Annotated in this window: 21 protein-coding genes and 2 tRNA genes; 15 read left to right on the top strand and 8 right to left on the bottom strand. The window is 69.6% G+C overall.

The genetic code is table 11. The features are described from left to right. A partial coding sequence (locus VE172_RS08030; RefSeq protein WP_324799612.1) for a sensor histidine kinase occupies positions 1 to 1,288 on the bottom strand: 1,288 nt, incomplete at its 3' end. 331 nt (positions 1,289 to 1,619) lie between these two features. On the opposite strand from VE172_RS08030, the gene aspT reads away from it, so the two are divergent. Further along, the gene (aspT, locus tag VE172_RS08025; RefSeq protein ID WP_324799609.1) at positions 1,620 to 3,341 is read left to right on the top strand and encodes an aspartate-alanine antiporter; all 1,722 of its coding nucleotides are present in this window, start codon (positions 1,620 to 1,622) and stop codon (positions 3,339 to 3,341) included. Between the two features lie 126 nt (positions 3,342 to 3,467). Here aspT and VE172_RS08020 read toward each other — a convergent pair. Both VE172_RS08020 and VE172_RS08015 read right to left on the bottom strand, forming a co-directional pair. Then, a tRNA-Arg gene (locus VE172_RS08020) sits at positions 3,468 to 3,540 on the bottom strand. Between the two features lie 56 nt (positions 3,541 to 3,596). Further along, positions 3,597 to 4,274, bottom strand: coding sequence for a hypothetical protein (locus tag VE172_RS08015; RefSeq protein WP_324799607.1), 678 nt, complete (start codon positions 4,272 to 4,274; stop codon positions 3,597 to 3,599). A gap of 64 nt (positions 4,275 to 4,338) precedes the next feature. Between VE172_RS08015 and VE172_RS08010 the strand changes: the two genes are divergently transcribed. Beyond that, positions 4,339 to 5,160 carry a hypothetical protein gene (locus VE172_RS08010; RefSeq protein WP_324799605.1) on the top strand — a complete coding sequence of 274 codons (822 nt, stop codon included), beginning with the start codon at positions 4,339 to 4,341 and terminating at the stop codon, positions 5,158 to 5,160. On the opposite strand, the gene VE172_RS08005 is transcribed toward VE172_RS08010, so the two are convergent. After that, the gene (locus VE172_RS08005) at positions 5,157 to 6,332 is read right to left on the bottom strand and encodes a hypothetical protein (RefSeq protein WP_324799603.1); all 1,176 of its coding nucleotides are present in this window, start codon (positions 6,330 to 6,332) and stop codon (positions 5,157 to 5,159) included. The two genes, VE172_RS08010 and VE172_RS08005, sit on opposite strands and share 4 nt — an antisense overlap. A 124-nt stretch (positions 6,333 to 6,456) precedes the next feature. Next, positions 6,457 to 7,743, bottom strand: coding sequence for an adenylosuccinate synthase (locus VE172_RS08000; RefSeq protein WP_324799600.1), 1,287 nt, complete (start codon positions 7,741 to 7,743; stop codon positions 6,457 to 6,459). Between the two features lie 227 nt (positions 7,744 to 7,970). Between VE172_RS08000 and dnaK the strand changes: the two genes are divergently transcribed. From dnaK to VE172_RS07980, 4 genes are all read left to right on the top strand, one after another. Beyond that, on the top strand, positions 7,971 to 9,842 hold the full coding sequence (gene dnaK, locus VE172_RS07995) for a molecular chaperone DnaK (protein ID WP_324799598.1): 1,872 nt from the start codon (positions 7,971 to 7,973) through the stop codon (positions 9,840 to 9,842). Further along, positions 9,839 to 10,807, top strand: coding sequence for a nucleotide exchange factor GrpE (grpE, locus tag VE172_RS25675; protein ID WP_324799596.1), 969 nt, complete (start codon positions 9,839 to 9,841; stop codon positions 10,805 to 10,807). The genes dnaK and grpE overlap by 4 nt, the downstream gene beginning before the upstream one ends. A gap of 24 nt (positions 10,808 to 10,831) precedes the next feature. Beyond that, positions 10,832 to 11,992, top strand: a complete 1,161-nt coding sequence (dnaJ, locus tag VE172_RS07985; RefSeq protein WP_324799593.1) for a molecular chaperone DnaJ — start codon at positions 10,832 to 10,834, stop codon at positions 11,990 to 11,992. A gap of 133 nt (positions 11,993 to 12,125) precedes the next feature. Next, positions 12,126 to 12,539 carry a heat shock protein transcriptional repressor HspR gene (locus VE172_RS07980; protein WP_324799590.1) on the top strand — a complete coding sequence of 138 codons (414 nt, stop codon included), beginning with the start codon at positions 12,126 to 12,128 and terminating at the stop codon, positions 12,537 to 12,539. A 4-nt stretch (positions 12,540 to 12,543) separates the two neighbouring features. On the opposite strand, the gene VE172_RS07975 is transcribed toward VE172_RS07980, so the two are convergent. Next, positions 12,544 to 12,912, bottom strand: coding sequence for a PH domain-containing protein (locus tag VE172_RS07975; RefSeq protein WP_324799588.1), 369 nt, complete (start codon positions 12,910 to 12,912; stop codon positions 12,544 to 12,546). A gap of 321 nt (positions 12,913 to 13,233) precedes the next feature. Here VE172_RS07975 and VE172_RS07970 point away from each other — a divergent pair, with 321 nt between their 5' ends. The 5 genes from VE172_RS07970 (at position 13,234) to VE172_RS07950 (ending at position 19,989) form a co-directional block, all read left to right on the top strand. Continuing rightward, positions 13,234 to 14,178 carry a sporulation protein gene (locus VE172_RS07970; RefSeq protein ID WP_324799586.1) on the top strand — a complete coding sequence of 315 codons (945 nt, stop codon included), beginning with the start codon at positions 13,234 to 13,236 and terminating at the stop codon, positions 14,176 to 14,178. A 338-nt stretch (positions 14,179 to 14,516) separates the two neighbouring features. Next, positions 14,517 to 16,556, top strand: coding sequence for a beta-ketoacyl synthase N-terminal-like domain-containing protein (locus VE172_RS07965; protein ID WP_324799583.1), 2,040 nt, complete (start codon positions 14,517 to 14,519; stop codon positions 16,554 to 16,556). Next, positions 16,553 to 18,109, top strand: coding sequence for an amino acid adenylation domain-containing protein (locus VE172_RS07960; RefSeq protein ID WP_324799580.1), 1,557 nt, complete (start codon positions 16,553 to 16,555; stop codon positions 18,107 to 18,109). Before VE172_RS07965 ends, VE172_RS07960 begins: the two co-directional genes overlap by 4 nt. A gap of 9 nt (positions 18,110 to 18,118) precedes the next feature. Then, the gene (locus VE172_RS07955) at positions 18,119 to 19,315 is read left to right on the top strand and encodes an FAD-dependent oxidoreductase (protein WP_324799577.1); all 1,197 of its coding nucleotides are present in this window, start codon (positions 18,119 to 18,121) and stop codon (positions 19,313 to 19,315) included. An 83-nt stretch (positions 19,316 to 19,398) separates the two neighbouring features. Beyond that, positions 19,399 to 19,989, top strand: a complete 591-nt coding sequence (locus VE172_RS07950) for a class I SAM-dependent methyltransferase (protein ID WP_349258298.1) — start codon at positions 19,399 to 19,401, stop codon at positions 19,987 to 19,989. A gap of 13 nt (positions 19,990 to 20,002) precedes the next feature. On the opposite strand, the gene VE172_RS07945 is transcribed toward VE172_RS07950, so the two are convergent. Further along, positions 20,003 to 20,875: a DMT family transporter gene (locus VE172_RS07945; RefSeq protein WP_324799570.1), complete on the bottom strand. Its 873-nt coding sequence runs from the start codon at positions 20,873 to 20,875 to the stop codon at positions 20,003 to 20,005. Positions 20,876 to 20,969: 94 nt separating this feature from the next. Continuing rightward, positions 20,970 to 21,057 (bottom strand) — tRNA-Ser (locus VE172_RS07940). A 72-nt stretch (positions 21,058 to 21,129) separates the two neighbouring features. Between VE172_RS07940 and purB the strand changes: the two genes are divergently transcribed. From purB to purL, 4 genes are all read left to right on the top strand, one after another. Next, positions 21,130 to 22,563 carry an adenylosuccinate lyase gene (gene purB, locus VE172_RS07935; RefSeq protein ID WP_349258297.1) on the top strand — a complete coding sequence of 478 codons (1,434 nt, stop codon included), beginning with the start codon at positions 21,130 to 21,132 and terminating at the stop codon, positions 22,561 to 22,563. Positions 22,564 to 22,719: 156 nt separating this feature from the next. Continuing rightward, positions 22,720 to 22,983: a phosphoribosylformylglycinamidine synthase subunit PurS gene (gene purS, locus VE172_RS07930; protein WP_324799564.1), complete on the top strand. Its 264-nt coding sequence runs from the start codon at positions 22,720 to 22,722 to the stop codon at positions 22,981 to 22,983. Then, on the top strand, positions 22,980 to 23,660 hold the full coding sequence (purQ, locus tag VE172_RS07925) for a phosphoribosylformylglycinamidine synthase subunit PurQ (RefSeq protein ID WP_324799561.1): 681 nt from the start codon (positions 22,980 to 22,982) through the stop codon (positions 23,658 to 23,660). Before purS ends, purQ begins: the two co-directional genes overlap by 4 nt. Then, entirely contained in the window at positions 23,660 to 25,936 is a 2,277-nt protein-coding gene (gene purL, locus VE172_RS07920) for a phosphoribosylformylglycinamidine synthase subunit PurL (RefSeq protein WP_324799558.1), read from the top strand. The genes purQ and purL overlap by 1 nt, the downstream gene beginning before the upstream one ends. The last annotated feature ends 52 nt before the right edge of the window (positions 25,937 to 25,988 follow it).

The following is a 25,988-nucleotide window of genomic DNA, read 5'->3' as shown; positions in this document are numbered from 1 at the left end:
GCGGCATCGGGGCCGGCGGGGCGGTCGGCTCGGGGGCCGGTACCCGGGTGGGCATCGGGCTGGCCTGCGCGTCGATCTCCGCGGGCCGCTGCTCCAGCGCCGCCGGCTGCGCCGGTTGCTGCGGCTCGACCTCGATCTCGCGCGCCTCCAGCGGAACCGTCTGGTGCACCTCGGTGTTGTCGGAGTCGTTGCCCAGCAGGGCGTACGGCAACACCAGGACCGCCTGGGTCCCGCCGTAGATGTTGGTCTGCAGCTGGACGGCGATGCCGTGCCGGCGCGCCAGGGTGGACACCACGAACAGGCCGATGCGGCCGTCGTTGAGCAGCTCGGCGATGTCGATCTGGTCGGGCTCGGACAGCATGGCGTTGATCCGGTTCTGCTCCTCGCGGGGCAGACCCAGTCCGCGGTCCTCCACCTCGACGGCCAGACCGGCGGTCACCTGCTGCACCCGCAGCAGCACCTGGGTGCGCGGCGGCGAGAAGCGCGTGGCGTTCTCCACCAGCTCGGCCACCAGGTGGATCACGTCCGCCACGGCGAAACCCTGAAGGTTGCCGTCGATGGGGCGCACCAGCTTGACCCGCGAGTACTGCTCGACCTCGGCGACGGCCGAGCGCAGCACCGCGTAGATGTTGACGGGGCGGCTCCACTGCCGACGCGACACCGCGCCGCCCAGGACCGCGAGGTTCTCGGCGTGACGGCGGATCCGGGTCGCCAGGTGGTCGACGGCGAACAGGCCCTTGAGCAGGTCCGGGTCCTCCACTTGCGACTCAAGCTCGTCCAGCAGCTTGATCTCGCGGTGCACCAGGGATTGCAGGCGCCGGGCCAGGTTGACGAACACGCCGACCCGCTGGTCGGGACTGACCTCCCCAGTGGACATCGGCGTCATCCGGGTCACCGCGGCCGTGGCCACCTGCCGGAAACGGTCCAGGTCGGAGGCCAGGATCTCCAGGCCGTCCTGGCGGGCCGGGGGAAGCAAGGCGCCCAAGGAGACCGGGCGCTCGCCGCGCTGCCACTGGTCGACGAGGATCTGGATGTCCTCGGGATTACGGGGAAGCGCGGTGCGCAGTGCGTCGACCCGCTCCCGGTTGGCGTCGGCCGTGGCGTTGGCCCGGCTGATCGCCACCGCGATCGCGACGATCGACACCACGATCGCGGCGCCGATCGCGATCAGGGTTTGGCTGTCCCGCAACGTGAGTTTCGCGGCGAGAATGTAGGCGATGGCGCCACCACCCGCGACGAACACGACCAACGCGGGAACCAGGGCGATCCACAGCAGACGGGACCGCAAATTACCCTCCTGCCTCGCGGCGGGAGATGCCTGCACGCTGTCCCGGTAAACCGGGCGCGGGTTAGGCGATGGGGGTTCAGACATCGGCGTCCTCGCATCGTGCGCCAGCGGGGTTGTACCGGCGCGTGTTTCGGCATCCACCAGGCCGTTCCACTCGAGCCTTTGGCGCGCTTAGGATCTACACGCGCGCCAGATTATCAGCAGTCTCGCCGTGGCGTTAGGTCAGTCTTGCATGTGAGAGTTGCACAGGAGTATTCCTTGGAGATTTTCACTCACATTATGTCACTGAATTGGTGGTAGAGGTCCCCTCACTCCGATAGGTTCCCCCACAGTGGTGGGTGACGAGGGGGAGCGCATGTGGAAATGGTTCACCGACACGCTCCATGCCCACGCCGAGCTGGCGATCTTTCTGGCCCTGGCCATCGGCTTCTTCATCGGAAAGCTCCGCTACAAGTCCCTGACCCTGGGGGCCGTGACGGGCACCCTCCTGGCGGGCGTGCTGGTCGGGCTGATCGCCGACGTCGCGATCCCCGACCTCGTCAAGACCGTGGCCTTCGTGGCGTTCCTGTTCGCCCTGGGCTACAACGTGGGCCCGCAGTTCTTCGCGGGCCTGAAGGGTGACGGCCTCAAGCAACTGCTGATGGCGGTGATCTCCTGCGTCGTCGGACTGGGCGTGGTGATCGTGCTGTCCAAGCTCCTGGGCTACGGCCCCGGTTGGGGCGCGGGCCTTTTGGCGGGCGGCCTCACCCAGTCGTCCGTGATCGGCGTCGCGGGCACGGCGATCTCGGGCCTGCCGCACGTCTCGGCGCACGCGGTGAAGGAGTACCAGTCGCAGATCGCGGTGGGCTACGCCGTGTGTTACCTGTTCGGGACGGCCGCGGCCGCATACTTCCTGTCGTCCATCGCGCCCCGCATGGTCGGCACCAAGGACCTCAAGGCCAGCGCCCACGATCTGGAGCGCAGCCTCGGCGTCGCCGAGGAGACCGATGTCTCACCCGCGTACTACTCGGTGGTGCGCCGCACCTACCGCATCGACGGCGGGGTCGCGGTGGGCCGCGACGTCGCCGACCTGGAGTCGAGCGCCCGCGAGGCGGGCCACCGCATGGTCTTCCACGACCTGCGGCGCGGCGACGCACTGCTGCCCGCCAAGCCCGACACCGTGATCCGCAACGGGGACGTCGTGACGGTGGCGGCCCGCCGCGGCGACCTGGTGGCCCTCGGCGTCATCGAACCCGAGGCCATCGAGGTGGACGACCCCGGGCTGCTCACCTACGAGGTCGAGACCCTGTCGATCGTCATCACCAACAAGAAGCTCGTCGGCACGTCCATCGGGGATGCCTTCGCCACCAACGCCCCCAAGGTGTTCGTCAACAAGCTGGTGCGCGGCGGCCACGCCCTGCCCTGGAGCGACTCCACCCCGATCCACCGCGGCGACGAGATCACCATCCAGGGCGGCAAGGAACACGTCGAGGCGGCGATCAGACAACTCGGCTACCCCAACCGATCCAGCGACTCCACCGACATGTCCTACATCGCGTTCGGCATCGTCGTCGGCGGCCTGATCGGCGTTCCCACCATCGCCGTGGCGGGCGCCGACATCGGCCTGACCACCTCGGGCGGCGCGCTCATCCTCGGGCTGGTCTTCGGCTGGCTGCGCGCCAAGTCCCCCACCTTCGGCCGCTTCCCGCCCGCCGCCAACTGGCTGATGAGCCAGGGCGGCCTGTGCTTGTTCGTGGGCATCGTCGGCATCACGGCGGGGCCGTCGTTCATCTCGGGGCTGCGGGCCGAGGGCCTGACCCTGGTCGTCGCGGGCCTGATCGTCACCCTGACGCCGATGATCGTCTGCCTCTATCTGGGCCGCTACGTCTTCAGGTTCCCGACCCCGATCCTGCTGGGCGCGATCGCGGGATCCAACACCACCACGGCGGCCATCGGCGCCATCACCGACCGAGCCGAAAGCCAGATCCCGGTGCTGGGTTACACCGTCCCGTACGCCATCGCCAACACCCTGCTCACCATCTGGGGGACCATCATCGTGGCGGTACTGTCCTAAATGGGTATCCCACCTGAGGGGGTTTGGGTGGAGCGAAGCTCCCCCAATCCGCGGCCCGAAGGGCCGCAAAAATAGCGAGAGCGCAGCGGTTTTCGGAACGAAAACACACTGCGCCCAGCGATCTCGCGCGCCGTGAGGGATTCGAACCCCCAACCTTCTGATCCGTAGTCAGATGCTCTATCCGTTGAGCTAACGGCGCCTGTTGAGTAGACCGCGCAATGTTATCGGGCGGGTTTGGGGACCTGCAACCGGGTATCAGTCATCTGCGAGAACACGGTCGGCGAAGGCGACGTAGCGGTCGCGGGCGGACGCGGCGTCGGCGGCGGTCCAGATCTCGGCCTCCAGATTCGGCACGGCCGCGTCGAAACCGAAGTGGTCGGCGTATTCGCGGCGGCGGGGGCGGCCCGGGAAGTAGCGCTCGTGCATGGCGAACCAGGCCACGTAGGCGCGGCTCACGGCGCCCGACAGCAGGTCGGCGCGCTCCCAGGGGTCGTCGGCGGCGGCCAGGCGGGCGGGGAGCTCGGCGCGGTCGGTCTTGAGGACCTGGACGGCGAAGGTCTCCAGGGCGGGTGGGAAGTCCCACACCATGCCGCGCGCCACGGTGCCCGCGCCCGCGTCGTCCGACAGCAGGACACCGTAGGCGAAGTTGGCGATGTGGGTGAGCGGCAGGGCCGCCACGTCCGACATCTCGTCCACTGTGGCGAGTTCCCTCAGCATGGCGTCGAAACGGTTCTGGGTCAGATGTTCGGCGTCACTGGGTGCCCGATCGGGCACAGTGGGGTCGTTCCACACGCAGGCCAGCCCGATCTCGGCGTCGCGGCCGAAACCCGAGATGGGTGCGCCGAAGGCGTAGGCGAAGGCCAGGTCACCCCGCCCCTCGGCGTCGGGGATGACGGTGGCGGCGAGATCGAGGACCGGCGCTGGCAGTGACATAGAAACCAGTGTCACCGGCAATCGCCAACGCGTCCACCTGCGTCGGCGTGTCAGACTCAACAGCGTGAAAGTCACCGGCGTATCCACCCCGACGCGACCCTTCAAGGACAACGAGGACTGGCTGGGTTCGGGACCCCGCATGGTCGTGGTCCTGGACGGCTGCGGGGAGCCCGACGCGATCGCCGGCGAGACCGACCGGCACTGCGTGCACGGCCTGCCCTGGTACGTCAAGACCCTGGGCACCGCGCTGCTGCGGGGCGGCGGCGACCCCGCCACACCGCTGGACGACGCCCTGGCCACCGCCATCGCCGAGACCGCCACCGCGCACGGCGGACGCTGCGACCTGAGCCACCCGGCGACCCCCGCGTCCACCGTGGTGATCCTGCGGGAGAACCAGCACTACGTCGAATACCTGGTGCTCAGCGACTCCACCCTGGCCCTCGACGACGGCAGCCCCGAGCCGATCGTCGTCACCGACGACCGCGTCGCTCGCGTCACGTACCCCTCGCCGCAGGACCCCGCCCCCGGCACCCCCGAGGCGGCCGAGGCCACCCGGGCCCGGATGCGCCACCTCAACAGCATGCGCAACCACGCCGACGGCTTCCCGATCGCCGCCGCCGACCCCCAGGCCGCCTACCGCGCCATGACCGGGCACCTCGGCCACGACCGGGTGCGGCGGGCGATCCTGGCGTCCGACGGCGCCACGCGGCTGGTCGACGTGTTCGGGCAGCTCAACTGGACCCAGTTTCTGGACCTGGCCGATCAGGCCGGGCCCGAGGAGGTCATCGCGCTGACCCGCGCCGTGGAGGAGTCCGACGCCGACTGCGCCAAGTGGCCGCGCGGCAAGGTCCACGACGACGCCACCGTCGCGTTCTGCGCGTTCTAGGGAACCGGCGTCTGCGTCAGTAGATCGTTGACGATCCGCTGGGCGTTGTCCTCGGCCGTGGTCGGGCCCTTCGCGGTGACCGTGAGGACCAGCTTGGCGCCGAGGGTCTCGCCGTTGAACGGCGGATGGAAGATCCGGCCCAGCTGCACCGTGGTCTTGGAAGTGTCGTCCAGCGTGCTCAGCACGGTGAACTTGTCGACGTTCGTGGGGCTCGGGAAGTCCCAGCCGTCCTTGACGTTCTTGCGGTCCTTGGCGGCGCAGTCGCCGGGGCACTTCGTGACCGCGATCGTCACCGACGGCATGTCGGGGGAGCCGCCGTGGCAGGTGGCCTCGAGGTTGGGGTTGAAGTCGCAGGCCATCTGGTCGGGGATCTTGAACGCGATCGGCCAGCCCGGTTCGGCGTTCACCTTGCCGTCGGCGGAGGTGAAGGTCTTCGGCCCGGCCGAGGTGGACTGGGTGGCGCTGCTCCACTGGGGAAGGTCGCCGCTGGGTTGCCCGCTGCCTTCCGGCTGGCTGTCGGACTGGGTCTGGCCGTGGTCGCCGTCGGCGGAGCCGTCGCCCGAGTCGCCGGAGAACCCGTTGTACACAAGGAAACCGCCGGTGCCGAGGATCAGCACCGCCAGCACCAGCACCACCGGAACCAGCCACGGCGGGCGGCTGCGCTGGGCGCGCGTCACGTACGACGACATCGGCGAGGCCGGCGCCACGGGCGAACCGGACGGCGGCGTCGACACCACCGGCGGGATGCCGCGCGGATCGGTGTGCCCGCTCAACACCGGGATGTGCCCGGTGGCGGTGCCCACCGCGGGCAGCTGCGTGGTGTGGGGGCCGTTGACCACCGGCAGCGGGCCGGTGCGCGGCCCCATCGCCAGCATCCGTTCCAGCATGCGTTCCACGCCGCGCAGGCCCGCCTGCCGCACCGTCACCACGTACGGCTGCTCGGATTCCAGGTCCGCCGACAGGATCGGCGCGTCGGCCGGGCCCCGGGTGGCGTGCGCCCAGGCGACCGTGTCGGACAGCAGGGCGCGCCGGGCCGGGTCCTTGGAGGAGGCCGCGCCCAGCGTCAGGATCTCGACCTCGCGGCCGTCGTCGTCGTTGCCCTGATATATCTCGTAGGCACCGTCGACACGCGCCGTCGACACGTCGGTGAACGGCCCGAGCGTGCGCCCCATCGACTTGTCTCCTGTTATGTATCGGTCTCGCCTGCGGGTGCGGGCTGTGCCTCGCACCAACGCCGCTCACACAGTATGACCGGAGCGCGTGGGCTTTCGCTACCGCGCCAGTGCTACCCGAGGCTCACAGCAGTTCGTGCCTGATGATGTTCTGGTCGCGGCCCGGTCCGACGCCCACGACGCTGACCCGGGCGCCGCACAATTCCTCGAGCCGCTCGATGTACGACTGCGCGTTCTTCGGCAGGTCGGAGAAGTCGCGGCACTCGGAAATGTCCTCCCACCAACCGTCCTGGTACTCGTAGATCGGCGTGGCGTGGTGCAGGCCGGTCTGCGACATCGGCATCTCGTCGAACCGCTCGCCGTCGATCTCGTAGCCGACGCAGATCGGCACCCGCGGCAGCCCGGACAGCACGTCGGCCTTGGTGAGGAACAAATCAGTGATTCCGTTGACCCGCACCGAGTAGCGGCCGATCACCGCGTCGAACCAGCCGCAGCGGCGCTCGCGCCCGGTGGTGACGCCGTACTCGCCGCCCACCTTCAGCAGGTGCGCGCCGTTGTCGTCGAACAGCTCCGTCGGGAACGGGCCCGAACCCACCCGGGTGGTGTACGCCTTGATGATCCCGATGACCCGGTCGATGCGGGTGGGCGGGATCCCGGCGCCGACGCAGGCGCCGCCGGTGGTCGGGTTGGATGAGGTGACGAACGGGTAGGTGCCGTGGTCGACGTCCAGCATGGTGGCCTGGGCGCCCTCCAGCAGCACGTTGTCGCCGCGGGTCAGGGCCTTGTCGAGCTCGAGCCGGGTGTCGGCGATGTACGGCGCGATCCGCTCGGCGTAGCCGAGGTACTCCTCCACCACGGCCGCCGCGTCGATGGCCTTGCGGTTGTAGACCTTGACCAGCACCTGGTTCTTCTCGCGCAGCACCATGTCGAGCTTCTGGCGCAGGATGCCCGGGTCGAGCAGGTCCTGGACCCGGATGCCGACCCGGCCGACCTTGTCGCCGTAGGCGGGGCCGATGCCGCGCCCGGTGGTGCCGATCCGCGCCGAACCCAGGTAGCGCTCCACCACCCGGTCGAGCGCGCGGTGGTGCGGCATCACCAGGTGGGCGTCGGAGGACACCAGCAGCTTCGACACGTCGACGCCGCGCTCGGACAGCCCGTCGAGCTCGTGCAGCAGGAACTTGGGGTCCACGACCACGCCGTTGCCGATGATCGGGACGCAGCCGGGGGTCAGGACGCCCACCGGCGTCAGGTGGATCGCGAACTTCTCGCCGGAGGGGGTCACCACGGTGTGCCCCGCGTTGTTTCCCCCCTGGTAGCGGACGACATAGTCCATCCGCCCGCCGAGCAGGTCGGCGACCTTGCCCTTGCCCTCGTCGCCCCACTGGGCACCAACAACCACGATCGCCGGCATTACCCGCTCACCACTTCCCGGGAGACTTACCCGATTACCGCACAAGGGTAAGGCCAGGGCGCACGTCACGATCTTGGGGATCGGGTACCGCGGTCTTGAGCCGATGTGACTCAATCCGACTTGACAATCGGGGGACCCCGACGCAACATTGAGTCCGGTCCGCTCAACCTCGGGCGGTCCGGCAGTCTTCACACATCCGGCATCCACTCAATCTGGGGGAGCAACACATGGCACGTGCGGTCGGCATCGACCTCGGGACGACGAACTCCTGCGTGAGCGTCCTGGAGGGCGGCGAGCCCACGGTAATCACCAACGCGGAGGGTTCACGCACCACTCCGTCCATCGTGGCCTTCGCCAAGAACGGCGAGGTCCTGGTCGGAGAGGTCGCCAAGCGTCAGGCCGTGACCAACCCCGACCGCACCATCCGATCGGTCAAGCGCCACATGGGCTCCGACTGGTCGGTCGACATCGACGGCAAGCACTACACCGCCCAGGAGATCAGCGCCCGCACGCTCATGAAGCTGAAGCGGGACGCCGAGGCGTACCTGGGTGAGACCATCACCGACGCGGTCATCACGGTTCCGGCGTACTTCAACGACGCCGAGCGCACCGCCACCAAGGAGGCCGGGGAGATCGCCGGCTTCAACGTGCTGCGCATCATCAACGAGCCGACCGCCGCGGCCCTGGCCTACGGCCTCGACAAGGGCGACAAGGAACAGACCATCCTGGTCTTCGACCTGGGCGGCGGCACCTTCGATGTGTCCCTTCTGGAGATCGCCGACGGCGTCATCCAGGTGAAGGCCACCAACGGCGACAACCACCTGGGCGGCGACGACTGGGACCAGCGCCTCATCGACCACATGGTCAAGACCTTCAACGGCCAGCACGGCGTCGACCTGTCCAAGGACAAGATGGCCCTGCAGCGCCTCAAGGAGGCCGCCGAGAAGGCCAAGATCGAGCTGTCGGCCGCGACCCAGACGTCCATCAACCTTCCGTACATCACCGCCGGCGCCGACGGCCCGCTCCACCTGGACATGAACCTCTCGCGCGCCGAGTTCGAGAAGATGACCACGGACCTGCGCGACCGCTGCCGCAAGCCCTTCGAGCAGGCCATGAAGGACGCCGGCATCCAGGTCGGCGAGATCGACCACGTGATCATGGTCGGCGGCTCCACCCGGATGCCCGCCATCAGCCAGATGGTCAGCGAGTTCATCGGGCGCGACCCGCACAAGGGCGTCAACCCCGACGAGGTCGTGGCCGTCGGCGCCGCGCTGCAGGCCGGTGTGCTCAAGGGCGAGGTCAAGGACGTCCTGCTGCTGGACGTCACCCCGCTGAGCCTCGGCATCGAGACCAAGGGCGGCATCTTCACCAAGCTGATCGAGCGCAACACCACGATCCCGACCAAGCGCTCGGAGACCTTCACCACGGCCGACGACAACCAGCCATCCGTGCTGATCCAGGTGTTCCAGGGCGAGCGCGAGATCGCCGCCTACAACAAGAAGCTCGGCACCTTCGAGCTGACCGGGCTGCCTCCGGCCCCGCGTGGCGTGCCGAAGGTGGAGGTCACCTTCGACATCGACGCCAACGGCATCGTCAACGTGTCGGCCAAGGACACCGCCACCAACAAGGCGCAGTCGATGACCATCACCGGCGGTTCCTCGCTGCCGAAGGAGGACATCGAGAAGATGATGCGCGAGGCCCAGGAGCACGCGGACGACGACCGCAAGCGCAAGGAGGAGGCGGAGATCCGCAACCTCGGCGAGACCTGGGTGTACCAGACCGAGAAGCTGCTGGCCGAGTCCGGCGACAAGCTTCCGGAGAACTCCAAGACCGAGATCGAGTCGAAGCTGTCCGAGCTGAAGACCGCGCTGGGCGGCACCGACCTGGACAAGATCAAGGAATCCACCGACGAGCTCATCAAGGTCTCGCAAGAGGCCGGTGCGGCGATGTACGCGTCGCAGCAGGAGCAGGAGGGTGCCGAGGGCGCCGCCGGTGCCGCCGGTGCGGGTGCGGCCGGTGCCTCCGGTGACAAGCCCGCCGGCGACAACGGTGAGGACGTGGTGGACGCCGAGATCGTCGACGAGGACGACAAGAAGTGACCACCGACAATCCGCCTGCCGACGACGGGGCCGAGCCGACGGATGCCGCCGACGCCAAGGGGGCGGACTCCGCGTCCGCCCCGGCGTCGCCGGTCGACGAGCCGCCCGACAAACCGGGTGATGCCGAGCCGAAGGGTGACGTGGCCACGCAGTTGGCCGAGCGCACCGCCGACCTGCAGCGCATCACCGCCGAGTACCACAACTACCGCAAGCGCGTGGAGCGTGATCGTCAGCTGGCCTCGGAGCAGGTGACCGGCGCCGTGTTGGCCGGTCTGCTGCCGGTGCTGGACGACATCGACCGGGCCCGCGAACACGGGGACCTGGAAGGTCCGTTCGCGACGGTCGCCGAGCAGCTGATCAACTCGCTGGTCAAGCTGGGCCTCGAGGTGTTCGGCGAGAAGGGCGACGTCTTCGACCCGATGGTGCACGAGGCCGTGGCGCACATGCACTCCGCCGACGTGACCGAACCGTCCTGCATCGACGTGATGCGGCGCGGCTATCGGATCGGCGAGCGGCTGCTGCGTCCCGCGATGGTCGCGGTGGCCGAGCCCGCCGACGTCGAGGTCGAACCCGAGCCCGAGCCCGCGGTGGTGGAGTCCGAGGTCGTCGCCGAGGAGGAGGAGACCGTCGAGGCGACCGACGCCGAGGAGTCCCCCGACGACGCCGAGTCCCCGAAGGACGAGGCGGAGGACAAGGACGCCAAGGAAACCGACGAGGCCGAGGCGGACGACGAAGCCGACGACAAACCCGAGGCGACGGCGGACGCCGACGCGTCTGTCGAGTCCGACAAGGCTGTCAAGGCCGACGAGCCAAAGGAGTCCGAGGCGGACGAGCCCGAGAAGGCGGAGTCCGACAAGGGCAAGGACAAGAAGAAGGACGGCAAGGCGGCCGAGGCCCCGAAGCCGAAGCGCAAACCGTCCCCTAGACCGAGGCCGCGCGAAGACGCGGCCGGCGACGACAAATAATCACAATGGAGAGGGGGAGGCGTCATGGTATCCCGCGATTGGATGGAAAAGGACTTCTACCAGGTCCTGGGGGTCCCCGCTGACGCCCCCCAATCCGATATCAAGAAGGCCTATCGCCAGCTGGCACGGGATCTCCATCCGGACCACAACCCGAACAACCCCGAGGCCGAGGAGCGCTTCAAGCAGGTCTCCGAGGCCAACGCGGTGCTGTCGGATGAGAAGCAGCGCAAGGAATACGACGAGGTCCGCTCCCTGATGGGCGCGGGCGCGTTCCGCCGGGCATCGCGCATGGGCGGCGACGGTTCCTTCGACTTCGAGGACCTGATGGCCCAGGCCCGCTCCGGCGGCTTCGGCGGGGGCAACGGCGGCCTGGGCGACCTGTTCGGCAACTTCTTCGGGGGCGGGCGCCGCCGCGGTCCCGTCAAGGGCCGCGACGTCGAGACCAATGTGGAGCTGGAGTTCGCCGACGCGGTCGGCGGGATCACGCTGCCGCTCAAGCTGCGCTCCCCGGGGATGTGCGACACGTGCCACGGCAACGGGGCCCGCCCGGGCACGTCGCCGACGACCTGTCCGTCGTGCAACGGCTCGGGGATGCGCACCGTCAACCAGGGCAGCTTCAGCCTGTCGGAGCCGTGCCGGGACTGCGACGGCGTGGGCAACATCGTCACCGACAAGTGCCCCGAATGCCACGGCACCGGCGGGGTCACCAAGACCCGCACCATGACGGTGCGGATTCCCTCCGGCGTCAAGGACGGCCAGCGCATCCGGCTGGCCGGTCGCGGCGAGCCGGGCGAGCGCGGCGGGCCGTCGGGGGACCTGTACGTCCTGGTGTCGGTGCGTCCCCACCCGCTGTTCACCCGCGACGGCGACAACCTCGTGCTGAGCGTGCCGATCTCGATCGCCGAGGCCGGGCTGGGCACCACCCTGCGGATTCCGACCCTCGGCGACCCGGTGACCCTGCGGGTTCCGGCGGGGACGCCCAGCGGACGGACGCTGCGGGTGCGCGGGCGCGGGGTGCCGCGCGCCAAGGGCTCGGGCGATCTCCTTGTCACCGTGGACATCGACGTCCCGAAGGACCTGCCGGAGGCAGCCCGCGAGGCCCTCGAGCAGTACGCCGCCGCGGCGCCGCCCGCGCCGCGCCGCCAGATCGATCGGGCCGTGGAATCGTCGCCCCATAAGGGTTGACGGCCGCGACACCGGTCCGCGAAGCTAAGGACAGAAATGAGAGTGTGCGAGGTTCGTTCACTTCGTACCGTGAACGCCGGGAGGTGGGACCGCAGTGGTTGATCGTGAACACCGCGGTGCGGCACAACCGCCCATGACCGACGCGGCCATGGACGCCAAGGTGATCGTGATCTCCGTCGCGGCGGAGATGGCGGGCATGCACCCGCAGACCCTGCGCCAGTACGACCGGCTCGGCCTGGTGCAGCCGTCGCGCACCGCTGGCGGCGGGCGGCGCTACAGCGTCCGCGACGTCGCGCAGCTGCGCGAGATCCAGCGCCTCAGCCAGGAGGACGGCGTCAACCTGGCCGGCATCAAGCGCATCATGCAGCTGGAGAACCAGCTGTCGACGATGCGCGTTCAGCTCACGGAGCTGATGTCCCACGTGGAGGAGATGCGCGCCGAGCGCGCCGAACTCGAGGCCGCGATGGGCCCGTTCCGGTTGTCCCGCAAGGAACACCTCAGCCGCGAGACGGCCCTGGTGATCTGGCGTCCCCCGAATCGGAGCTGAGAACCTACTTCTGCCCGATGTAGAACATGATGAGCTGGTGCACGTGGTGGGTCTTCTTGTCGCCGCGGAACTCGATCTCGTAGACCTGGGTTCCCACGTGCAGCGCCATCTCCCCGGACGAGAACCACTGACCGGCGAAGGAGCGGTTGGCCACGATGCTGACCGCCGAGATCCGGTTGAAGGGGATCGAGGTCAGGGCGACCTTCTTGCCGACGAAGGACTTGTCCTTCAGGATGACGCGGCGGTTGGTCACGCCGATGAACCCGGTGCCGACGCCGACGGCGTCGTAGACGGCGATGACCTGCTCGCCGTCCAGCAGGAGGTCCTCGATTTGTTTGAGCTGGTCTTTGCGGTCGTAAACCGGTTCGGCCATGACGCCAGTACTCCTAATAGCCAGAGATCAATATCTCAATGCAGAGATCTCTGTGCACACTAGCGCGTCACTCACCGTCACCAAGTGGACGGCGGATTTGCCGCGGCCCGGCTCCCCCGCAGCCGGGACGCGGCCCGACCCTGGTGCGTGAACTGGAGCCTCGCACCGGGTAGTCATATCCCTCCGGCGTGGATACCACCACTACTCAACCATCGATCGACCTCAAGATCAATCGGATATCGGTCACAGATGTGTACCCGGACGGATGCGTCACCCGATTACCCTGGTGTCACCCATCGCGTTCGAGAAAGGTTTCACCCCGTGGTCTTGCGTATTCTCAAGGAAATCGCGGGCGCCGGAGTTTCGGTGAACACCGTCCTGGCCCAACCCGGCATCACCCCCGGCGGAACGCTGGCGGGCGAGGTGCGGTTCACCGGCGGCGACGTCGATCTGGAGGTGCAGCGCATCGAGCTGGACCTGGCGGCCGGGGTGCTGCGGGCCCAGCGCGAGTCCGAACGCCTGGTGCCCACCGGTTTCTTCCAGGCACAGGTGTGCGGCCCGTTCCGGCTCGCGGCCGGCGGCAGCCACGCGATCCCTTTCACCGTCACGATTCCGTGGGAGACCCCGCTGACCGCGATGGGCGGCCGCCCGATCACCGGCATGGAACTCGGGGTGGCCACCGAGCTGGCCCTGTCCAGGGCCTTCGACAAGACCGACCACGACGCCCTCACCGTCGAGCCGCTGCCCGTGCAGGCCGAGGCGCTGCGCGCCATCGAGGCGGCGGGTTTTCAGTTGCAGGGCGGAAAGCTGGTCGACGGAACCTATCCCGGTTCCCACATGCCGTTCTACCAAGAGATCGAGTTCTGGTCCACGGGAGAGTTCACCGCGCACTTCAAGAAGCTGTCGGTCACCTTCTTCACCGGGGCCGAGACCACCGAGGTGGTTTTCCAGGCCGACAACCTGGGCACCCTGCTGACCCCCGGAGTGGACGTGAGTCAGCGATTCACGGTGCGCAACAACGTTCCTAGTGATTTCACCGAGCTGGTGCGCCAGCAACTGTGGGAGCTGGTCAAACGGCGTACGCCGGGTAACTTATCGAAGATCCATAATCCGTTACCAGGGCGTTCGGCCACAAGTGATCTTCATTCACCGTCCATAAGGGCGTTTCGGAGAATGTTCCGGCGCAAGAAAAACGGCGTCGCGCATCTATCCCAATTCGCATTGTTCTTATACAGTGAAGGAGAGAATACGACGCCGCACCCATAAGCCCGACATCACAGGAGCCACCATGCTGACCTTGACCAGCTTCGGTCTGCTCTCGGCGCGTCGCTCAGGGGCATCACAGCAGCACCGCCATCTTCTTGATCGTTTCGGGCACAACCCATGGGTGCGTACTGGGGCACACGGTTCCGCCGACCTACCGCGCGGACGCTCCACAAGTCGGGGGGGAAGACCTACTCGGTCGCCGTCATCGGGAATCCCGTCACCACACCGCCAGCACGCGGTCGGGTGCCGATTCCTGTCCAGCAGACGGCGCTAGGCCGGCCGCTCGAGCCAGCGGGCGGCCAGCTACTTCCACTGTTCCACCAAAGGAGTGACCTGATATGCAGCGGCGGGCCAAAGATCCGATGCACAGACGGATTGCGGATGCAAGGGCAATAGCCATTGTGGGCATGGCATGCCGCATTCCGGGCGCCACCGGGCCGGACGAGCTGTGGGAACTGCTGTGCGGCGAAGTGGACGCCACGAGCGTGACGCCGCCCGAGCGGTACGACGTGGACGCCGTCCACTCGAAGAAACCCGCCGCCGGCAAGATGATCTCGCGCCGCGCGGGGTACCTGGAGGGCATGGCCGAGTTCGACGCCACGTTCTTCGACCTGTCCGAGGCCGAGGCGACCGAGCTCGACCCGCAGCAGCGCCAGCTGCTGATGGCCACCTGGGAGGCCCTGGAGGACGCCGGGCAGCCGCCGAGCGTGTTGGCGGGCAGCCGAACCGGCGTCTTCGTCGGCAACACCCGGGCCGACCACCTGGAGAACGCCTTCCGGCGTGGGTTGGAGTCGGCGACCGCCTCCCAGTTCCACAACCTCCGGCCGATGATCCCCGCCCGGGTGTCGCACTTCTTCGACCTGCGCGGCCCCAGCGTCCTGGTGGACACCGCCTGCTCGTCGTCCCTTGTGGCCGTTCACCACGCGGTGCAGAGCCTGCGCGCCGGCGAGGTTCCCGTGGCGATCGCCGCGGGCGCCAACCTCGCGCTGCGCCCCGACGAGAGCGTCATGATGTCGCAGGCCGGGACGCTGTCGGGGGACGGGCGCAGCAAGTTCGGCGGCGCGGACGCCGACGGACACGCGCCCAGCGACGGGATCGCCGTCGTCGTCCTGAAACCGCTGGAGGACGCCATCGCCGACGGCGACCGGGTGCGCGCCGTGATCGCCGGCAGCGCCGTCGGCAACGACGGCCGCAGCGGCGAGACCATCCTGAACCCCTCATTGGACGGTCAGGTCGACGTGCTGAGGTGGGCGTACGAGGACGCCGACATCGACCCCGGCGAGGTCGACTACGTCGAGGCGCACGGCTCGGGATCGCCCCTGCTGGATCCGTTGGAGCTCAACGCACTGGGCCAGGTGCTCGGCGAGGGGCGGCCGCCGGACAGACCGCTGCTGGTCGGCTCCGTGAAGTCCAATGTGGGGCATTCGGAGGCGGCCGGGAGCCTCGTCGGTCTGATCAAGGCCGTGCTGTGCCTGGAACACGGCCAGATCCCGGCGAGCCTGCATGCCGCCAACCCCAACCCCGATGTCAACTGGGACGACCTGCCGGTCGAGATCCCGGTGAAGCGCATCGACCTACCCGAGCTCGACCGCCCCGCCATCGCCGGGGTCTCGGGCCAGGGCGCCTCCGCCTTCAACGCGCATGTGGTGCTGCGACAGGTGGTCGAGGAGGACGCCGCGATGGTGTCCGAGCCGCAAAGCGGCCGCCTGGCCTGGGTGTGGCAGCGGATCCCCGGCCGGGGACCGCAAGAGCCCCAGGAGGAACCGGACAGGCCGTGCCTGCTGGCCCTCTCCGGCCACACCCCCGAGGCGCTGGAGGAGATGATCGGCGCGTACGCCCAATACCTCGGCGCCGACGGTGCCGGGTCCGAATATCCACTGTGGGAGATCTGCCGCAGCGCGGCCATGCGTCGCCAGCATCTCAAGCACCGCAAGGCGTTCATCGCCTCCACCCACGAGGAGATGGTCCGCCTGCTCACCGGCGCCAGCGAACCGATGGACTACCGGGACCTCACCGTGACCGCCGCGCTCTACCGCAAGGGCAAGACGGTCGACTGGGAGGAGCTGTTCGGCGGCGCCGGGCGCTACATCCCGCTGCCCGGCTACCGCTGGCAGACCAAGCGGTTCTGGCCGGAGGAGACCGAGTCCGAATCGGACGAGGACCTCGCGGCCCGGATTCTGCGCCAGCGCGCCCGCACCAGCTTCGACACCGACTCCACGCTGGCCGAGATCGGCATCGACTCGCTGGCCAAGCTGGAGCTCATCGTCGAGCTCCAGAAGGTGACCGGGCACGAGGTGGAGCCCGAGGCGTTCGACCGGGTCCGCACCGTCGGCGAACTGCGGGACTGGGCCCGAGAACTCGAGGCGGCGGCGCGATGAACGCGTCACCGCATGCCTATGCCCGCTTCCATCGATCCGCCGAGGAGCACCCGGAGGTTCACGCGCTGGAGGTGGGCGGGGAGTGCCTGACCTACGCGCGACTGCGCGAGAGGTCCGCGCGGATCGCCGCGCGGCTGCGCGCTGCCGGCGGCGACCGGCCGCCCGGCCGGGTCGGCCTGCTGGCCAACCGATCCGTGGCCGCCTACGCCGGTTACCTCGGGATCCTGCGCGCCGGGGCGGCCGTGGTGCCGCTCAGCCCGGAGCATCCGGCCGCGCGGATTCGCGGCATCGTCGACGCCGCCGGCATCGACGTGGTGCTCACCGACGCCGAGCACTCCGGCCGCGACCACGGGGCGATCGAGGTGGTGGCCGACGCCGACGACGGCGCCGACCTCGAGCCACCGCCCGATGTGGAGCAAGACGACGGGGACCTGGCGTACATCATCTTCACGTCCGGCTCGACCGGTGCGCCCAAGGGCGTGCCGATCACCCAGGGCAACCTCGCGTCCTATCTGGACCAGATGGAGTCGCGCCACGGGATCGGCCCGCACAGCCGGGTCTCGGGGGCCTTCGACCTCACCTTCGACGGCTCGGTGCACGACCTGTTCGTCACCTGGTCGGCCGGCGGCACCCTGGTGGTGCCCACCCGGGGCCAACTGCTGTCGCCGGTGAAGGCCGTCAACGCCCTGCGGCTGTCCCACTGGTTCTCGGTGCCGTCGCTGATCTCCTTCGCGCTGCGGCTGGGAACGTTGGAGCCCAAGAGCATGCCGGGACTTCAGTGGAGCATCTTCGGCGGCGAGGCGGTGCCGCTGGAGGCGGCCCGGCAGTGGGCGGCGGCCGCCGCCGACGGCCGCGTCGACATCCTCTACGGACCGACCGAGGTCACCGTCTCGTGCACCGGCCACACCCTGCCGTCCGATCTGGACGACTGGCCCGACACCCCCAACGGCATGGCGCCCATCGGCACCTGCCACCCCAACCTGGAGTACGTGCTGCTGGACGAGGAGGACAACCCGTCCGACAACGGGGAGCTGTGCGTGCGAGGTCCACAGTGCTTCCCGGGATACCTCGACCCGGACAACGACGCCGGACGGCTGCTGCCCGCCGACTTCGACCCGAACCCGAACCCCACCCACACCTCCGGCCGCTGGTACCGCACCGGCGACCGCGTGGCGCTGCGGGACGGCATCCTGCTTCACCTGGGGCGCATCGATCACCAGGTGAAGATCAACGGACACCGGATCGAACCCGGCGAGATCGAGGCGGTGTTGCGCGGGCTGCCCGGCGTGCGCGACGCCACCGTGCTCGCGGTGTCCGCCGCCGGCGACCAGACCGAACTGGCCGCGGTGGTCAGCGGAGGGGATTGTGACCCCGAGGAGCTGTACTCCACGCTCACCGACCGGCTGCCGCCGTACATGCTGCCGCGTCGGATCAGCGTGATGGACCAGCTTCCGCTCAACTCCAACGGCAAGATCGACCGCCACGCCCTGCTCGACGAGCTCGCCCGGACTCGTTTAAGAGCGCCCGCCCCCGTTGCCCCTGTCTTGTCGTGAGGATCCCCCATGCTCGATGCCATTGTGGTCGGCGCCAGATGCGCCGGTGCCCCCACCGCCATGTTGCTCGCCCGTGCGGGACACCGCGTCCTGTTGCTCGACAAGTCCTTCTTTCCCTCCGACACCCTGTCGACGCACCTGATCCATCAGCCCGGGATCGCCGCCCTACAGCGCTGGGGCCTGCTGGACGCCGTGCGCGACTCCGGTTGCCCGCCATTGGATCGCGCCCGCTACGAGGTCTCCGACATCCGCGTCGAGGGCTGCGCCCGCGGCGTCGAGGGGCAGCGCTCCGGTTACGCGCCGCGCCGCCACGTCCTCGACGCCATCCTGGTCGGGGCCGCGGCCGCCGCCGGCGCCGAGCTGCGGGAGGGCTGCCGGGTCACCGGGCTGCTGTACGACGACGACGGCCGCGTCGCGGGCGTGGAGGGCCGCCACGACGGGCGGACCTTCTCGGAGCGCGCCCGCCTGGTGATCGGCGCCGACGGCATGCGCTCGTCCGTGGCGCGTCTCGTCGACGCGCCGTACACCGTCAAGGACGAGAAGCTCACCTGCGCCTACTACTCCTACTGGGCCGACGTTCCCGCCACCCTCGAGCTCTACGAGAAGCCCGGAAGCTGGGTGGCGGCGGTGGCCACCAACGACGGCGCCACCCTGGTGCTGACCTACTTCCCGCAGGACCGCTTCGAGGAGGTGCGCGCCGACGCGCTGCGCTGCCACCTGGAGCAGGTGCGCGACACCGCGCCCGACCTGTACGGGCGCCTCCAGGGCAAGCGCCGCGTCGAGCGGCTGCGGGGCACCGGCGACCAACAGAACTTCTCCCGCCAGGCCTGGGGCCCGGGCTGGGCCCTGGTCGGCGATGCCGGCCACCACAAGGACTCCATCACGGCGCGCGGCATCAGCGACGCCTTCGCGCAGTCCGAGGCGCTGGTGGATCAGGTGAGCGCCACGCTGACCGGCAACCCGGCCGAGCTCGACGCCTCGCTGGGCCGCTACGCCGCCGAGCGCGACGCCGCCGTCTCCCACGGCTACGACGCCACCCTCGACGTCGCCAAACTCGCCGAGCCCAGCCTGCAACGCCTGAAGCTGTTGCGGGCGGTGCAAAGCGACGCCGAGCTCACGTCCATCTACTTCGACATGGTCGCCGGCGCGGCCACCGCGCGGGATCTGCTGCTGTCCCCAAAACTGCTGCGGGCACTGGCACAATGACCCCCGAAAGGGGACCAGCCATGCCACACGAACCCACACCCATCGACCCCTTCGACGGACGCGCGCCCACCAGCCACGAACGCATGACCGGCTTGCCCTGGGACGCTTCGTATCACGACGGCCCCGCGCCCTGGGACATCGAGCGCCCCCAACCCGCCATCGCCCGCCTGGCCGCCGCGGGCGGCATCACCGGCGCCGTGCTCGACGTCGGTTGCGGCAGCGGCGAGAACGCGCTTCACCTTGCCGCCCTGGGGTTGTCGGTGCTCGGCGTCGACGTCGCCGACACGGCGCTGTCCCAGGCCCGCGCCAAGGCCGCCGAGCGCGGCCTGTCCGCGGAGTTCGCCACCGCCGACGCCCTCGCCCTGGATCGCCTGGGCCGCACCTTCGACACCGTCCTCGACTGTGGACTGTTCCACACCCTCGACGCCGCCGAACGCCCCCGCTACCTCGCCAGCCTGGCCGCGGTCACCGCCCCCGGATCCGCCCTGCACATCCTGTGCTTCAGCGACACCGGCGACGACCTCGGCCCCCACCCGGTCTCCCGCGCCGACCTCGAGGCGGCCTTCACCCCGTCAACGGCCTGGACCCTCGCGTCCATCGCCCCCGACCGCGTCGACACCCGCTTCCACCCCCACGGCGCCCCCGCCTGGCTGGTCGCGGCCGACCGCCGCTGAACGCGGCCCCGGCTCATCCGGTGCGCCGCAACCGCGCCGCGACCAGGACGAGCACCATGCCACCGACCACCTGCGGGCGAAGGGCCTCGCCCAGCACCAGGACGCCGAGCAGGACGGACACCACGGGCAGCAGATAGACCACGATGGACGCCGCGGTCGGTCCGTCGTCCGCGATGACGCGATAGTTCAACAGATACGTGATACCCGTTCCCAGGACTCCCAGAATCAGTATCGCCACCAGGGAGTCGGCGCGCCAGTGGGGCGTCCGCAGGCCCAGGAACGGAACGGCCGCGGCCACCATTGCCGTGGCGCACACCAACTGTCCGGCGGCCATGGGAAGGGCGCCGAGCTCGCGCCTGGCCAGGAAGTGCCCGATGTAGACGTAGCTGATGCCGTACGACACCGCCGCCCCGAGACAGGCGGCCCCGCCCCCACTCATCAGCTCGGTCCCGAGCCTCCACGGCGAGAAGATGAGCACAACGCCCAGGAAGCCCAGGCCGAGACTCCAGGCGTTGCGCCGCACCGTCCGTCCGCTCCGGTAGGCGGCCACGGTGAACAGCACGGTCCACAACGGGGCGCTCGCGTTGATCACGCCCGCCGTGGACGACGAGACCTGCCGCTCGGCGATCCCGAACAGCAGATACGGGGTCGCGTTGCCGAACAGCGCCGCGACCGCGAGATGGGTCCACAGCCTTGTGCCGCTTGGCAAGCGGAGGCCGCGCCACCGCAGGATCGCCAGCAACACCGCCGCACCCAGCAACAGGCGAAGGGCCGTGATCTGGACGGGCGAGAAACCCCGCAGCCCCAGCTTGATCCACAGGAAGCTGGAGCCCCAAAACAGCGCCAGGCCCCCGATCCGTGCCGCCCCGGCGTACCGAACGGGCATTGCCTGGTCCCCAATCGGAATAGGGAAAAACGGGGCCCTCAGCAAGACGCCGGAGCGTCGCGATGCGACGCTCCGGCGTTGTCATTTGCCTTGCTGGCGGAGGATAGGGGATTCGAACCCCTGAGGGCTTGCACCCAACCCGCTTTCCAAGCGAGCGCCATAGGCCACTAGGCGAATCCTCCGCGAAGGAGGATACAGAGGTGTTGACGGATGTCTCAAGGCGGTTCGGCCGTGCGGTCGTGTCGCGAGGGTTGATGGACAATGACCTGGTGATTGCCGACGTGCTGGCGCAGCGTTACGCCTCCGACGAGATGAAGGCCCTGTGGGACCCGGCCGCCAAGGTGCGGGCCGAGCGGTTGTTGTGGGTGGCGGTGTTGAAGGCCCAGGCCGAGCTGGGGGTCGCCGTGCCCGACGGGGTGATCGCCGACTACGAGGCCGTCGTCGACCGGGTGGACCTGGCGTCGATCGCCGAGCGGGAGCGGGTGACGTTGCACGACGTCAAGGCGCGGATCGAGGAGTTCAGCGCGCTGGCCGGGCACGAGCATGTCCACAAGGGGATGACGAGCCGGGATCTCACCGAGAACGTCGAGCAGGTGCAGATCCGGGATTCGCTGGCGCTGACCCGGGACCGGATGGTGGCCGCGGCCGCGCGGTTGGCGGGGCGGGCCGGGGAGTATGTGGGGCTGGCGATGGCGGGGCGGTCGCACAATGTGCCCGCGCAGGCCACCACGCTGGGGAAGCGGTTCGCGTCGGCGGCCGAGGAGCTGCTGCAGGCGCTGGGGCGGGTCGAGGACGTGTTGGCGCGGTATCCGATGCGGGGCATCAAGGGGCCCGTGGGTACGGCGGCCGACCAGCTCGACCTGTTCGGCGGGGACGCCGAGAAGCTGGCGCGGCTGGAGGCCGCGGTGGCGCGGCACCTGGGGTTCGAGCGGGTGCTGGATTCGGTGGGGCAGGTGTATCCGCGGTCGCTGGACTTCGACGTGGTGTCGAGCCTGGTGAACGCCGCGGCGGGGCCGTCGTCGCTGGCGACGTCGATCCGGTTGATGGCCGGGGCCGAGCTGGTGACCGAGGGGTTCGCCGCCGGGCAGGTGGGGTCGTCGGCCATGCCGCACAAGATGAACACGCGTTCCGCCGAACGGGTGAACGGGCTGGCCGTGGTGGTGCGGGGCTACGCGTCCATGGTGGGCGAGCTGGCCGGCGCACAGTGGAACGAGGGCGACGTGTCGTGTTCGGTGGTGCGGCGGGTGGCGCTGCCCGACGCCTTCTTCGCCATCGACGGGCTCTACCAGACCTTCCTCACCGTGCTGGACGGATTCGGCGCCTACCCGGCGGTGATCGCGCGCGAGCTCGACCGGTACCTGCCGTTCTTGGCCAGCACCAAGATCCTGCTGGCCGCCGTCCGCAAGGGCGTGGGGCGTGAGACCGCACACGAGGCGATAAAGGAGCACGCCGTGGCGGTCGCGCTTGACATGCGGGACAAGGGAACCGCCGACAACGACCTGCTGGATCGGCTGGCCGCCGACCCCCGGCTGCGGCTCGGGCGTGCCGAGCTCGGCGCGCTGCTGGACGCGCCGCTGACGTTCACCGGGGCCGCCGAGGCCCAGGTGCGGGCCGTGATCGCGCGCGTCGAACAGGTCGTGGCGCGGCACCCCCGCGCGGCGAACTACCGCCCCGGCGCCATTCTGTGACGTCCGAAATACCGAGCGTGGCCTGGCGAAACGATCCACGGTGCGTCCGCGCCCGCTGAGACGCGCGTCTCGCGAGCGGGGGCGGGTCGCCACGATCGTGACGCGCACATATCCTGGTCACCGGGTTGTTCCATCTATCGACAGGAGCGCAGAGGCGTGCCGCGCGTCGTCGTCAACGTCATGCTCAAGCCGGAGATCTTGGACCCACAGGGCGAGGCGGTCGTCAATGCCTTGCCGCGCTTGGGGGTCTCCGGTGTCTCAACCGTCCGCATCGGAAAACGCATCGAACTGGAGTTCGCCGACGACCTCGACGAGGAGACGGTGCGCGAGCGCGCCGCCGAGGCCGCCGACAAGCTGCTGTCCAATCCCGTGATCGAGGACTTCGAACTTCACATCGAGGCCGTGGAGCCCGCGCCGTGAGCGCGCGCATCGGGGTGGTGACCTTTCCGGGGTCGCTGGACGACGTGGACACCGCGCGGGCGATCGCCCGCGCCGGTGGCACGCCGGTGTCGCTGTGGCACGACGACAGCGCGCTGCGCGGCGTCAACGCCGTGGTGCTGCCGGGCGGGTTCTCGTACGGGGACTATCTGCGCTGCGGCGCGATCGCCCGGTTCTCCGCCGTCATGGAGACCATCGTGGAGGTCGCCCAGGCCGGGATGCCGGTGTTGGGGATCTGCAACGGTTTCCAGATCCTGTGCGAGTCGCACCTGCTGCCCGGGGCCCTGGTGCGCAACGCGCATCGCCGGTATCGCCTGGCCGACCAGGCGCTCGAGGTGGCCCGGGTCGACACGGCCTGGACCGGCGACCTCGCCGCGGGCGACCGGGTGGTGATCCCGGTGAAGCACGGCGAGGGCCGGTACGTGGCCGACGCGGCGACCCTGGAGGAGCTGGAGTCCGGCGGGCGGGTGGTCGTGCGTTACGCCGACGGCAACCCGAACGGGTCGCTCAACGACATCGCGGGCGTCAGCAACGCCGCCGGCAACGTGGTCGGCATGATGCCGCACCCCGAGCACGCCATCGACCAACGCACCGGTCCGTCGGCCGATGGCCTGCGGCTGTTCACATCGGTGCTGTCCACACTGGGGGTGAACCTGTGATGACCACCGTCGAGGCGACCGCGCCGCTGGACACCGTCGAACGCGCCGCGTCCACACCGGACGAATCGCAGCCGTTCGCCGAACTCGGGCTGCGCGAAGAGGAGTACGCCGAGATCCGCAAGATCCTCGGCCGCCGTCCCACGCGCGCCGAGCTGGCCATGTACTCGATCATGTGGAGCGAGCACTGCTCCTACAAGTCCAGCCGCGTCCACCTGCGGCAGTTCGGGGACAAGAACCCGCACTCGCCGCGGATGCTGGCCGGCATCGGCGAGAACGCCGGGGTGGTGGCGATCAACGACGAGATCGCCGTCAGCTTCAAGATCGAATCCCACAACCACCCGAGCTTCGTCGAGCCGCACCAGGGAGCGGCCACCGGTGTCGGCGGCATCGTCCGCGACATCCTCGCGATGGGCGCCCGCCCCGTGGCCATCATGGACCCGCTGCGCTTCGGCGCGGCCGAACACCCCGACTCCCGCCGGGTGCTGCCCGGCGTCGTCGAGGGCATCTCCGCCTACGGCAACAGCCTCGGCCTGCCCAACATCGGCGGCGAGGTCGTCTTCGACCCCTGCTACCAGGGCAACCCACTGGTCAACGCGCTGTGCCTCGGCGTGCTGCCGGTGAACCGGCTCCAGAACATGGCGGCCTCCGGCGTCGGCAACATCGTGGTCCTGTTGGGCGCCAAGACCGGGCGCGACGGCATCGGCGGGGTTTCGGTGCTGGCCTCGGCCACCTTCGACGCCGACGCCGAGTCCGCGCGGCCCAGCGTCCAGGTCGGCGACCCGTTCACCGAGAAGCTGCTCATCGAGTCCTGTCTGGAGCTGTTCGACGCCGGGCTGGTCACCGGGGTGCAGGACCTCGGCGGCGCCGGGCTCACCTGCGCGCTGTCGGAGACCGCGGCGGCGGCCAAGCTCGGCATGCGGGTCGACCTGGAGAAGGTGCCGCTGCGCGAGGCGTCGATGTCGCCACACGAGGTGCTGGCCAGCGAATCCCAGGAGCGGATGCTGCTCATCATCGAGCCGTCCAAGCTCACCGACGTGCTGACCGTCGCCGCCAAGTGGGGCGTGCTGGCCACCGCGATCGGCGAGGTCACCGACTCCGGCCGCCTCGTGGTGGACTGGCACGGCGACCCCGTCGTGGACTGTCCGCCCGGGAGCCTCGCCGACGACGGACCGGTGTACCAGCGCCCGATCCGCGAACCCGCCGACCACGACCTGGTCGCCGTCGACCGCGCCGAGACCCTCCAGCGGCCCCGCGGCGGCGACGAGCTGCGCGACACCGTGCTGCGGCTGCTCGGCTCGCCCAACCTGTGCGACAAGAAGTGGGTCACCGAGCAGTACGACCACTACGTGCGCGGCAACACCTTCGGCGCCCAGCCCGACGACGCGGGCGTGCTGCGCCTGGACGAGAACACGGGCCTCGGCGTCGCCATCGCCACCGACGGCAACGGCCGCTTCGCCAAGCTCGACCCGTACGCCGGGGCGCAGCTGGCCCTGGCCGAGGCCTACCGCAACGTCTCGGTCGGCGGCGCCACCCCGGTGGCCGTCACCAACTGCCTCAACTTCGGCTCCCCCGAGGACCCGGAGGTGATGTGGCAGTTCTCCCAGGCCGTCACCGGCCTGGCCGACGGCTGCGCCACCCTGGGCATCCCGGTGACCGGCGGCAACGTCAGCTTCTACAACCAGACCGGCCTCGTCGCCATCCACCCCACCCCGGTCGTCGGGGTGCTGGGCGTGCTGGACGACGTGGCGCGGCGGCTGCGGATGGGCTTCGGCACCCACGGCGACCTCATCGTCCTGTTGGGCGAGACCCGTCCCGAGCTGTCGGGCTCGGAGTGGGCCTGGGTGAACCACCGCCACCTCGGCGGGGTGCCGCCCGCCGTCGACCTCGCCGCCGAGGCCGCCCTGGGCGCGGTGATCCGCCGCGCCAACGACCTGGAGCACCTGTCGGGCTCGCACGACCTGTCCGAGGGCGGGCTGGCCCAGGCGCTGTGCGAATCGGTGCTGCGCGACGACGTCGGCGCCCGCGTCCAGCTGCCCGCCGACCTCGACCCGTTCGTGGCGCTGTTCAGCGAGTCCACCGCCCGCGCGCTGGTGACGGTGCCGCGCGGACACGAGGCCGCGGTCAAGGCGCTGTGCTCCGAGGCCGGGGTGCCGTGGTCGCCGATCGGCATCGTCGACTCCTCGAGGGACGGCCTGTCCGTCGAGGGGCTGTTCGAGATCGGCGGAGACGAACTGCGCGAGGCGTTCGGCGGCACCCTGCCGAGGCTGTTCGACTGATCGCGCGGCGCGCGATCCGGACCGACCGGCGCGAAGGGGCCTAGGCCATACT

The sequence above is a fragment of the Stackebrandtia sp. genome (assembly GCF_035643755.1).
GTDB lineage: Bacteria > Actinomycetota > Actinomycetes > Mycobacteriales > Micromonosporaceae > Stackebrandtia.
This window is presented reverse-complemented; position numbering and strand designations above follow the sequence as displayed.